The 11,481-nt window shown below is 47.2% G+C and carries 10 protein-coding genes; 4 read left to right on the top strand and 6 right to left on the bottom strand.

What is annotated here, in order from left to right; all coding sequences use genetic code 11:
* Positions 1-20: 20 nt before the first annotated feature.
* Positions 21-1,592, bottom strand: a complete 1,572-nt coding sequence (gene dnaB / locus DW896_RS04470) for a replicative DNA helicase (RefSeq protein WP_008664493.1) — start codon at positions 1,590-1,592, stop codon at positions 21-23.
* A gap of 297 nt (positions 1,593-1,889) precedes the next feature.
* Here dnaB and ispE point away from each other — a divergent pair, with 297 nt between their 5' ends.
* The gene (ispE, locus tag DW896_RS04465) at positions 1,890-2,723 is read left to right on the top strand and encodes a 4-(cytidine 5'-diphospho)-2-C-methyl-D-erythritol kinase (protein ID WP_009038366.1); all 834 of its coding nucleotides are present in this window, start codon (positions 1,890-1,892) and stop codon (positions 2,721-2,723) included.
* Positions 2,724-2,806: 83 nt separating this feature from the next.
* Positions 2,807-3,301 carry a PepSY-like domain-containing protein gene (locus DW896_RS04460; protein ID WP_005827722.1) on the top strand — a complete coding sequence of 165 codons (495 nt, stop codon included), beginning with the start codon at positions 2,807-2,809 and terminating at the stop codon, positions 3,299-3,301.
* A gap of 69 nt (positions 3,302-3,370) precedes the next feature.
* On the opposite strand, the gene purT is transcribed toward DW896_RS04460, so the two are convergent.
* Complete coding sequence (gene purT, locus DW896_RS04455; protein ID WP_005827720.1) at positions 3,371-4,537, bottom strand: formate-dependent phosphoribosylglycinamide formyltransferase; 1,167 nt, start codon at positions 4,535-4,537, stop codon at positions 3,371-3,373.
* Positions 4,538-4,675: 138 nt separating this feature from the next.
* Positions 4,676-6,193: a DUF4301 family protein gene (locus DW896_RS04450; RefSeq protein WP_008664488.1), complete on the bottom strand. Its 1,518-nt coding sequence runs from the start codon at positions 6,191-6,193 to the stop codon at positions 4,676-4,678.
* Positions 6,194-6,298: 105 nt separating this feature from the next.
* Between DW896_RS04450 and DW896_RS04445 the strand changes: the two genes are divergently transcribed.
* Positions 6,299-8,518 (top strand): bifunctional (p)ppGpp synthetase/guanosine-3',5'-bis(diphosphate) 3'-pyrophosphohydrolase, encoded by a 2,220-nt coding sequence (locus DW896_RS04445; RefSeq protein WP_005827714.1) that lies wholly within the window; start codon positions 6,299-6,301, stop codon positions 8,516-8,518.
* 16 nt (positions 8,519-8,534) lie between these two features.
* Entirely contained in the window at positions 8,535-8,906 is a 372-nt protein-coding gene (locus DW896_RS04440; protein WP_008664485.1) for a diacylglycerol kinase family protein, read from the top strand.
* On the opposite strand, the gene DW896_RS04435 is transcribed toward DW896_RS04440, so the two are convergent.
* The 3 genes from DW896_RS04435 to DW896_RS04425 all read right to left on the bottom strand — a co-directional run bounded on the left by DW896_RS04435 (position 8,882) and on the right by DW896_RS04425 (position 11,385).
* Positions 8,882-9,859: an MFS transporter gene (locus DW896_RS04435; RefSeq protein ID WP_009038365.1), complete on the bottom strand. Its 978-nt coding sequence runs from the start codon at positions 9,857-9,859 to the stop codon at positions 8,882-8,884. The genes DW896_RS04440 and DW896_RS04435 overlap by 25 nt on opposite strands.
* A complete protein-coding gene (gene panB / locus DW896_RS04430; RefSeq protein WP_034523185.1) occupies positions 9,840-10,661 on the bottom strand; it encodes a 3-methyl-2-oxobutanoate hydroxymethyltransferase in 822 nt (273 codons plus the stop codon). The genes DW896_RS04435 and panB overlap by 20 nt, the downstream gene beginning before the upstream one ends.
* A gap of 76 nt (positions 10,662-10,737) precedes the next feature.
* Positions 10,738-11,385, bottom strand: coding sequence for an HAD family phosphatase (locus DW896_RS04425; protein WP_005837215.1), 648 nt, complete (start codon positions 11,383-11,385; stop codon positions 10,738-10,740).
* Between the last annotated feature and the right edge of the window lie 96 nt (positions 11,386-11,481).

Below are 11,481 nucleotides of genomic sequence, written 5' to 3'. Positions count from 1 at the left end.
GGTGTAGCCATAAAAATACATCAGAAAGGTAATGGCCCGTCCGACCCCACACCTCCAAACGGGTTGTCCGTCTGTGGCGGAAAATCAGCAGCCGATGGAGGTGGCGGTGTTGCCGTACTTCCAATAGGCGCATTCATACGTGAACCGAATGTAGCTCCTCCACCCTCCGTCGGAGGTGGGATAACCATATCATCCTCCGGATTCTGGAAACGGGTGTACTGTCCGATAAATCTCAGACGCACATCCCCCACAGCACCGTTACGGTGCTTTGCTATGATGATTTCCGCCATACCGCGCAAGTCACTGCCATCGGCAGAAGTATAAATCTTGTAATATTCGGGACGGTGAATGAAGCACACCATATCGGCATCCTGCTCGATGGCACCGGATTCACGAAGGTCACTCAACTGGGGACGCTTGCCTTCCTCGCCTTCACGGTTCTCCACACCACGGTTCAACTGCGACAGAGCGATGATAGGAATGTTCAGCTCCTTGGCCAAACCTTTCAATGAACGCGAAATGGTACTAACTTCTTCCTGACGGCTACCGAAAGACATTCCGCTTGCATTCATCAGCTGAAGGTAGTCGATGATGATAATCTTCACTCCGTGCTCACGTACCAGACGCCGTGCCTTCGTACGGAGTTCGAATACCGACAAAGAAGGCGTATCGTCCACATAAAGCGGAGCATCCAGCAAGTCACGCAGTTTGTAATCCAACTGCTGCCATTCATAGTCTGCCAACTGGCCACTCTTGATTTTCTCACTCGGAATCTCGCACACGTTGGATATCAGACGGTTCACCAGCTGCACGTTACTCATTTCAAGCGAGAACAGTGCTACGGGATTGCGGAAATTCACGGCAATGTTTTTTGCCATGGAAAGTACGAACGCCGTTTTACCCATGGCAGGACGGGCTGCAATAATGATGAGGTCGGACTTCTGCCATCCGGAAGTCATCTTGTCCAGCTTGGTATACCCACTTTCCAAGCCACTCAAACCATCGGTACGGGCAGCAGCTTTCTGAATCAAATCATAGGCTTCGGCAATGACAGGATTAATTTGTGTATAATCCTTCTTCATGTTCTGCTGGGAAATCTCGAACAGTTTTCCTTCGGCCTCCTGCATCAGGTCGTCCACATCCAGCGTCTCGTCGAAAGCCTTGCTCTGGATATTGCTGGTAAAAGTAATCAGTTCACGTGCCAAAGCTTTCTGTGCAATGATACGTGCATGGTATTCGATGTGTGCAGAAGATGCCACCTTACTGCTGAGTTGGGTAATATAGAACGGGCCGCCCACTTCCTCCAATTCTCCCCGCTTGGAAAGTTGCTCCTTCACGGTGAGGATATCGACCGGCTTCTGATTCACGGCCAAATCGGTAATAGCGGAATATATCAACTGATGTCTATGCTCATAGAATGACTCCGGACGAAGAATTTCACTTACCAGCGAATAAGCGTCCTTCTCAATCATCAAGGCTCCCAAGACAGCTTCTTCCAGCTCCGGCGCTTGCGGCTGGATACGTCCGTAGTCTGTTACGGGCTGTGGTGCCTTTCCTTTCGGAGTACGGGATGTTCTTCTTTGTTCTGCCACTTTAAGAATTAAAAATTGAAAATTAAAAATTAAATGAATTTCCCTTTTAGAAAGGGAAAGCAAAGATAGTGCAAACCGAATACATAACTTTCATGCTTGCATGAAAAAGTTATGTTGAGGTGCAGCCTATCTTCGCTCGTATGGCAAAGATAAGCGAATTTATTTATAAGCAGTAAATAAATCATTGTTAAGTTTTCAATCTACTATGAACAGAAATCACTAACTTTGTCTTCGGAAGCTGCACTCCAATAGCTTCTCCTTTTAATTTTAAATTATTAATTCTTAATTTTCAACGCCATGCTGACTTTTCCAAATGCCAAAATAAACCTGGGACTGAATATCACAGAAAAGCGTCCGGACGGATACCATAATCTGGAAACCATTTTCTATCCGGTTCCCATAGAAGATGCTTTGGAAATAAATATCTTGAACGAAGGAAACGGAAAGTTCCGTCTGCATCAAGCAGGTCTGGAAATTGAGGGAGAAGCAGAGAGTAACCTGGTAGTGAAAGCCTACAAGTTACTGGATGACCGGTTCAACCTTCCTCCGGTAGATATTCATCTCTTCAAGCATATTCCCTCGGGAGCCGGACTGGGTGGCGGTTCGGCCGATGCAGCCTTCATGCTGAAGCTTCTGAATAATAAGTTTGAACTCGGACTGCCGGATGACACTCTGGAAGAGTATGCCGCCAAGCTGGGTGCCGATTGTGCCTTCTTCATCAAAAACCGTCCGACTTACGCAGAAGGTATCGGAAACATATTTTCTCCCCTTCCCCTCTCACTGAAAGGATATCGGATATGGTTGGTGAAGCCGGACATTTTCGTCTCTACACGGGATGCCTTTGCAAAAATAAAACCGCATCATCCGGAAATGTCCCTGAAAGAAATTGCCCAACTTCCCGTAGAAGAATGGAACGGACGAATGGTCAATGACTTTGAAGAAAGCGTATTCCCCCAATTCCCGGCTATTGGAGAAATCAAGGAAGAGATGTACCGGCAAGGAGCTGTATATGCCTCCATGAGTGGTTCGGGGTCATCTGTTTACGGATTATTCAAGGAAGATGCCGTATTACCGGAAGTGGATTTCGGAGAAAAAGCTTTTGTATACAAAGGCCGGTTCACTGATATTTAAAAATGTATCAACCAATATACTGATTTCCGGAAACAAAAATACAACAAGGTTGTTCTTACAGAAAACTCAAAACAACCTTGATTATGAAAAAGTTCAAATTCTGTATTCTGGCAGGACTACTTGCCTTGCTGTCGGTGTCCGCTTTTGCGGAAGGACGTCTTCCTGCAAATATACAAACAGCTTTTCAAACGCTCTATCCTCAAGCAACGGATGTAGAATGGGAGCAAATGGCCGGTTGCTACGTGGCAGAATTTATTGCAGATGGTCAGGAAATTGATGTCTGGTTCAATAAACAAGCGGAGTGGGTTATGACTGAAACGGATGTAGAGTCACTGGAAAAAGTGCCGGCTCCCGTGGCAGAAGCATTCATGAGCAGTACAATGACCGGCATGAGATTAAGGGATATAAGAATCATCACCTTTCCCAAACATCCCACAGTGATAATAATTGAGGTGGAACAATACAATTCCGATGAAGAATTCCAACTGTTCTATGCTCCGGATGGAAAACTATTACAAAGCCTCGATGTAACAGAACTTGGAGGAGAGATTTATCCCGGACTCTTTTTCAATGATTAATACTGACGATTGGTGATTTGTTAATGATATCCATTCATCAACAAATCACCAATCATACATCACTAATCATTAATATACCTCTACCCTATCAGCAATACGCTTCGCTTTGTCGCGCAGCGTGTCAAGATCACTGTCAAGAGGTGCATAACACAGCACTACACCCATACGGCGGTTTACGCGGGTAGTAGGCTTACCAAAAATACGCAGATAAGTATCCTCTTCTTTCGTAACCTCTTCCATGCCACGATAATTGGGACGTTCCTGACTGGCTATCGGAGAAAGGATGACAGCACTGGCTCCTATACGCTCCTGCTTGATGCCAGGGATAGGCAGACCAAGCACCGCACGACAGTGCAATTCAAACTCATTCAGATTCTGGGTTCCGGCCAGGGTTACCATACCCGTATCGTGCGGACGTGGAGAGAGTTCGGAGAAATAGACACCGTTCTCATGGCTGAGAAAGAATTCCACTCCCCACAATCCGGCACCGGTCAAGGCACGGGTCACTTTCTCTGCCATATCCTGCGCCTCCCTTAGATGGGCAGGGTCAATATGGGCAGGCTGGAAGCTTTCACGATAGTCCCCACCCTTCTGTACATGGCCGATAGGCGGGCAGAACAAGGTCGGACCATTCTTCTGTGTTACGGTGAGCAGTGTTATCTCACTGTCGAACTTGATGAACTCTTCAATGATAAGTTCTTTGATGTCTCCACGGCTACCATTACAGCCATACTCCCAGGCATGCTCCAGTTCGTCGGCACTCTTTACGAGAGACTGGCCTTTACCGGAAGAGGACATCAGCGGTTTCACCACACACGGGAAACCTATCTTTTCAGCAGCAGCTTTCAGTTCATCCAAAGATTTGGCATAAAAATATTTAGCAGTCTTCAATCCCAGCTCTTTAGCTGCAAGGTCACGTATGGCTTTACGGTTCATGGTAAAGTTCACGGCGCGTGCACTGGGCACTACCTGAATGCCTTCTTTCTCGAAATCATACAGACGTTCCGTACGGATAGCCTCAATTTCCGGAACAATAATATCCGGCTGGTGTTTGCGTACTACACGTTCCAAAGCATCTCCATCGAGCATGCTGAATACCTCACATTCATCTGCCACTTGCATGGCAGGCGCTCCGGCATACGAGTCGCAAGCAATGATATACTGGCCCTTACGTTGGGCGGAAATAACAAACTCCTTGCCCAACTCACCGGAACCTAACAATAAAATCTTTTTCATCAATTCTTTTATTTACAATTTTATATATTTACGATTTGACGACGTACGATGTACGATTAGAGTTACTTTAGACAATAAACCGCCACAAGCCAAAGCAATCCCAATCGTACATCGTAAATCGTCTAATAGTAAATCCTCTTATTGGTGCTGGTCTCTCAACAAGTCATTCACCGTCTTTACCGGATTGAATGTAGTCAGAGGCACTTCTACAAATACTGTGTTCCAATCACTCATGGCTCCGTTCCACAAACCGGGAAGTTCAAGCGCTTTCAGGTCCTTGCCGTTCTTGGACTTATAGGAGATGAACCCCGTCGCTTTATCCACATACTTCACAAGATTGAACTTATGTCCTTTATAGTCACGTACGGCGCAAACCAAATCCACCGGATTGAAATGGGTACCTTTTTCAAACATTTCCTTCTTTTCCGGGTCGTCCATATCAATCTGCGAACTTTCCAGAATCTGCAGAGAGATAGTACCGTCACTGTTGTATGCCAAGAACGGACCTCCGCCCGGTTCGCCTACGTTCTTCACCATACCGCAAACACGCATCGGACGGTTCAGCTTCTCTTTCAGATATATAACCAACTCGGCATCTTCCAGATTCTTTGTCTCCGGATTCTTGCAATAGAGTTGTTTCTGCAGGAATTGCAGAACTTCAAGAATTTGCTCGTGTGTATACTTCCCGCTGTCAAGCAACTGCAGATAAGCAAACGCTCTCTGCTGTAACGCTACCAGCACACCGGCAATCAGTTTCTTATATAATACGGTGTCACCTTTCAGCTTGTCGGGTACCACATTGTCTATATTCTTTATGAAGATAATATCCGCATCAAGGTCATTCAAGTTTTCAATCAAGGCGCCATGACCGCCGGGACGGAACAACAATTTGCCATTGTCGCGGAAGGGTTTGTTTTCCATATCGGCGGCAATGGTATCGGTGCTCGGTTTCTGTTCCGAAAAAGAGATGTTATAATCCACCCCATACTTCTTTGCATAAGCGGCAGCCTTTTCGTCTACCAAAGCCTTGAACAAGGCACGATGTTCGGGCGAAACCGTGAAATGCACATTCACCTTACCGTTCTTATTGGCAGCATACAATGCTCCTTCTACCAAGTGCTCTTCCAGCGGCGTGCGGCTACCGTCTTCATACTTATGGAACTTAAGCAATCCTTTGGGCAGAGCACCATAGTTCAGTCCGGCCCCTTCGAGTAAGGCAGCAACAACCGCCTTGTAGTTTCCAGCGGCAACCAAAGTCGGTATATCCTTTCCGGCAGTCCTCTGGCAAGCGGTATTCAAGTCATCATAGAAGGCAAACTTCTCTATTTTCTCAAAGAAAGTCTTTTCAAAGTTTGTCTGGGGAGTGTCATAGTCTGCCCCGAGAAATTCAAACAAGTTCTTGAACATACGGCTGGCAGCACCCGAAGCAGGCACAAACTTCACCACCACTTTATCGGTTTGTGTATATGCCTCCCAGGCATCCAGGTATTTCTTCTGTTCATCCGTATTCGGAGCCAGTATACCCTTTTCTACAGAAGCGGCGGCAGACAGCTTCAAGTATGGAAAACCTTTTTCGAAACAAGCCAACTGTTCGGTTATTTGTTCTTCGGAGATGCCTTTATTTTCGAGCAACTCTTTGTCTTGCGGTGTTATCATAATATCTTGTTTTATTAATTCATGCCCAAAAATACAAAAAAAGCAGAACTGCCGTCAAGAAAATGAAGAAAAAACTTACCTTTGAAGCATAAAATACGGACGATTATGGAAACTGATGAATTTTTCACTATCAAAGAGAAAGATTTACTCTTCTCGCTCTACCGCAAACTGTTGCAACTTTCCGGAGAAACCCTCCAGAAGGGGGACTGCAAAAAGCTGAAAACACATCTTGTCAATACTATACAGAACAACCGTATCCAGCGTGATATATTCGGTTTGAATCCCGTCATCAAAGATATGCAGACGGCTGTCATTGTAGCGGAAGAAATCGGAATGAAGCGTGCTTCTATCCTGGGGCTCATGCTGCACGACTCCGTGCGCTGCGGCACTTGCACCGCTTTGGAAGTGGAGCAAATCTATGGCGAGGATGTGGCAGGCATCATCCGGGGATTGATACGTGTAAACGAACTTTATTCCAAAAGCCCTACCATCGAGTCCGAGAATTTCCGCAACTTGTTGCTGACTTTCGCTGAGGACATGCGTGTCATTCTCATCATGATTGCCGACCGCGTAAACATCATGCGGCAGATAAAGGATTGCAAGAACGATGAAGCCCGTCGGCAGGTAGCCAACGAAGCGGCTTATCTCTATGCGCCCCTTGCCCATAAGCTGGGTCTGTACAAATTGAAGTCGGAACTGGAAGACCTCTCATTGAAATATACAGAAAAGGAAGTTTACTACCATATCAAGGAAAAACTGAATGAGACCAAGGCATCGCGTGACAAGTACATTGCCGCCTTCATTGCACCGGTACAGAAGAAGCTCGAAGAAGCCGGACTGAAGTTCCATATCAAAGGACGCACCAAGTCCATCCACTCCATCTACCAGAAAATGAAGAAGCAGAAATGCCCCTTCGAAGGCGTGTATGACCTGTTCGCCATCCGCGTCATCCTGGACTCTTGCCTGGAAAAGGAGAAACTGGAATGTTGGCAGGCCTACTCCATCGTAACAGATATGTACCAGCCTAACCCGAAAAGGCTACGCGACTGGCTGTCCGTACCTAAAAGCAACGGATATGAATCACTGCACATCACCGTGATGGGCCCCGAAGGCAAATGGGTGGAAGTACAAATACGTACCGAACGCATGGATGATATTGCCGAACGAGGCCTGGCCGCCCATTGGCGATACAAAGGAGTGAAAGGTGAATCTGGTCTTGACGAATGGCTGACTTCCGTACGCGAAGCCTTAGAGAGCTCGGACAGCAACGGACTGGAAACGATGGACCAGTTCAAACTGGATTTGTACGAAGACGAGGTATTTGTATTTACTCCCAAAGGTGATTTGTTCAAACTTGCCAAAGGCTCCACCGTGCTCGATTTTGCGTTCCACATCCATAGCAAACTGGGCTGCAAATGTATCGGTGCAAAAGTGAACGGCAAGAATGTACAGCTGAAGCAAATGCTGCATAGCGGTGACCAGGTGGAGATAATGACATCGAATACGCAGACGCCCAAGCAGGACTGGCTGAACATCGTAACCACCTCCAAGGCACGCACCAAAATACGCCAGGCATTGAAGGAAATGGCTGCACGCCAGCACGCCTTCGCTAAGGAAACCCTGGAACGCAAGTTCAAGAACCGGAAGATAGAGTATGATGAAGGAACCATGATGCGCCTCATCAAGCGCCTCGGTTTCAAGATAGTGACCGACTTCTATCAAGCCATAGCCGATGAAGAACTGGATGTCAACGAGATTATAGACAAATACCAGGAACAGCAAAGACGGGAAAATGATACGCGCGACGATATTGTCTACCGCAGTGCTGAAGGCTATAACCTTCAACAAGGCATACCGGAAGAGATAGGTACCAAAGAAGATGTACTGGTCATTGATCAAAATCTGAAAGGATTGGATTTCAAGTTGGCACGCTGCTGCAATCCCATCTATGGAGATGATGTATTCGGCTTTGTCAGTGTGACGGGAGGTATCAAGATACACCGTTGCGATTGTCCCAATGCCAGTGATTTGCACTCACGTTTCGGCTACCGTATCGTGAAGGCACGCTGGGCCGGAAAGTCACAAGGTACACAGTACCCCATCACCCTGCGCGTAGTTGGACACGATGACATCGGCATCGTGACCAACATCACTTCCATCATTTCCAAAGAAACGGGCATTACTTTGAGAAGCATCGGCATTGACTCGCATGACGGGCTGTTCTCCGGAACACTGACCATCATGGTGAGCGATACGGGACATCTGGAAGCGCTCGTCAAGAAACTGAGAACAGTAAAGGGAGTGAAACAGGTTTCAAGGAATTAAGCAACAACTATAATCCATGAAGTACGACTTTAAAAAGCAGTTGCGCAGTTTCGGATATGCTTGGAAAGGTATCCGGTGTTGCATAGGAAAAGAACAGAACCTGAGCTTCCATCTGATAGTTACGGCTGTGGTAGTCATTGCAGGATTCGTTTTAGGCATTACCCGCATGGAGTGGATGATAATCATTCTCTGCATCGGAGTGGTGATAGCAGCCGAACTGTTCAATACCGCCATTGAGAAGCTGGTCGACCTGGTGTCTCCCCAACAGCATCCCGTGGCAGGGCAAGTAAAAGACATAGCCGCCGGAGCAGTACTGGTATGTGCTGCAACGGCGGCCATTATAGGATTGATTGTATTTATCCCTTACCTCACCCGCTTCTTCTTATAATAAGGATAGGTCAGAAGTACAAAGAAAAATACGGCAAGCATAGCAGCAACAGACGCCACATGGTATATCTGCGCTTTGTCCATCAGGTGGCAAGCCACAGCCATGCCCACCAGCAGCCCTGCCTCCATGAACAAATGGCAAGTGGTGTTTGCCGTTCCACGCTGGCAATGGTGCGACAGCTTGACGAACATCTTCATGAACGGGACTGTAATGAACACCAATACAGCCAATGCCGCCAATGACCAGTAATCGCCCACAAACATCAGTGGCAGCAACGCTCCCGGTACAAAAGCAATCAACTGCATATTGATGGCAGGTACCCATGCACGCGGCAATAAGAAGCGGTCCATATTGCACAACGACACGCCTATCGGAGCACGGAAAGCCACATATACCCTCGATGCGAAAAATATGCTAGCCAGTCCGGCCGCTACGGACAGATAGGTCACCATACGGAAACCATACATCTTATACATTCCAATGCCCAACACAACACCCACCAGCATGCCCAAGCGTGCAGCCCATGCATATACCATGTTTCCTGCGCTGCGGCGCGCGGAAGTCGTTATGTCGATGGCCACCGTAATGCCCGCTGTGGTTGCCAGCCCGAAACATGCTCCCTGCACAGCGGCAAGCAGCAGAAATTTCGTATAACCATCCACAAAGGCATATCCCAGAACAGCCGCCAGCATAATGAGTGCGGAGTAAAGGAGCACGTGTTTCCTTTTATATTCATCGACCAGATAGGCATGGAAAGGACCGACAGCAAACATGGCCACCGCAAAGACCAGAAACATGCTGCCCGCCTGCCCGACGGAAACACCCAACTGCTCTCCCATCACAAAAGGAAGCAAAGGGAAAAGCATATAGACGGATATGAACAGCAACAGATTTGCCGTACACATCCGCCAAAAATTGAGTGTCATGAGTTTGTTAGTACTGTTCTTTCTCATTCGGGAAATCTAAATTCTTCACATCGGAAACATAACGGCTGATGGCATCCGTCATCACTGTATGCAGGTCGGCATAGCGACGCAGGAAACGGGGACGAAAACCGTTATTCATACCCAGCATATCCTGAACCACCAACACCTGGCCGTCCACATCGCCACCGGCACCGATGCCTATAACGGGTATAGTCAGCTCGCTTGCCACGCGGGCAGCCAATGCGGCAGGAATCTTCTCCAATACCAGTCCGAAGCATCCGGCTTCTTCCAGCAAATGCGCATCGCGTACCAGTTTCTCGGCTTCGGCATCATCCTTGGCACGGACCGTATATGTTCCATACTTGTTGATGGATTGGGGCATCAGTCCGAGATGTCCCATGATGGGAATACCGGCGCTGAGGATACGCTTCACCGTACCGATGATTTCCTCGCCTCCCTCCAGTTTGAGGGCGTCGGCATGGCTTTCTTTCATAATACGGATAGCGGAAGCCAATCCCTCCAGTTCGTTGCCCTGATAAGAGCCGAAAGGCATGTCGACAATGACCATGGCACGCTTCACACCTCGAACCACGGATTTGCCATGATAAATCATCTGGTCGAGCGTGATGGGAAGCGTGGTGACATTGCCTGCCATTACATTGGAAGCGGAATCTCCCACCAGAATCACGTCTACCCCGGCACCGTCCACAATCTGCGCCATAGTATAGTCGTATGATGTCAACATTGATATTTTTTCGCCTCTCTGTTTCATTTCGATAAGGCGATGTGTAGTCACTTTACGAGTGTCGTCTGAAATATAACCCATGATAGTATTTACAATTTGGCAATTTACAATTTACAATTACTCAATTTAATTTTCGGCGCAAAGGTAATCCTTTTTCTGATTACTTGTACAATTGAGTTAATTTATCGTAAGTGAATCCCTGAAAGTCATCCAATACATAATGACACAACGGAGCTATGTCTTCACGGGAATTGGTGGTTGCCAACCCTATAACGGTAGCTCCTGAAGCCATGCCGGCTTTCAGCCCGTTGAAGGAATCCTCGAATACATATGTGGTGTCGGGAGTTGTGCCGAAAACCTCCATACCCAACAGAAAACAATCCGGTGCAGGCTTGGAAGCCGTAAACATCTCGGCCGTAAGGATACGGTCGAAAAGAGTCTTTATTTCGGGATGAACCCGATAGACAGCTGCCATCTTCGCTTCGTTGGAGCTGGTCACTACGGCAGTCTTCACCCCATTCCGGTGTAGGTCGGCAATGAAGTCAAGCACTCCGGGAATAAAGTCGAATGACATTTCCTGTTCAAAGCGGTTCAGCCGTTCGGTAATTTCGGCCTGTTCCTTCGCCATGCCCGGAAAAAAGGTATCATAAATATAGACCAGCGTCTGGCCCTTCACCCTGCCTTCAATATCATCCATACCCAAATACTGCTTTCCCATTTCATGCCAGAAGTGACTGTACTGTGTTTCCGTGTCTACCACCACGCCGTCAAAATCAAAAAGTACGGCGGTTGCTTTTGTTGTGTCCATAAACTTTCTTTTACCTAAATCTGTTAATACCAAAACATTATAGTGTACAAAGGTGGGAATAATCTGCGAATCAAACAAATATTTCTTACCTTTGTG

It is taken from the genome of Bacteroides sp. AM41-16 (genome assembly GCF_003603495.1).
GTDB lineage: Bacteria > Bacteroidota > Bacteroidia > Bacteroidales > Bacteroidaceae > Bacteroides > Bacteroides uniformis.
The sequence above is the reverse complement of the archived record's forward strand: the minus strand, read 5'-3'. Positions and strand labels throughout refer to the sequence as shown.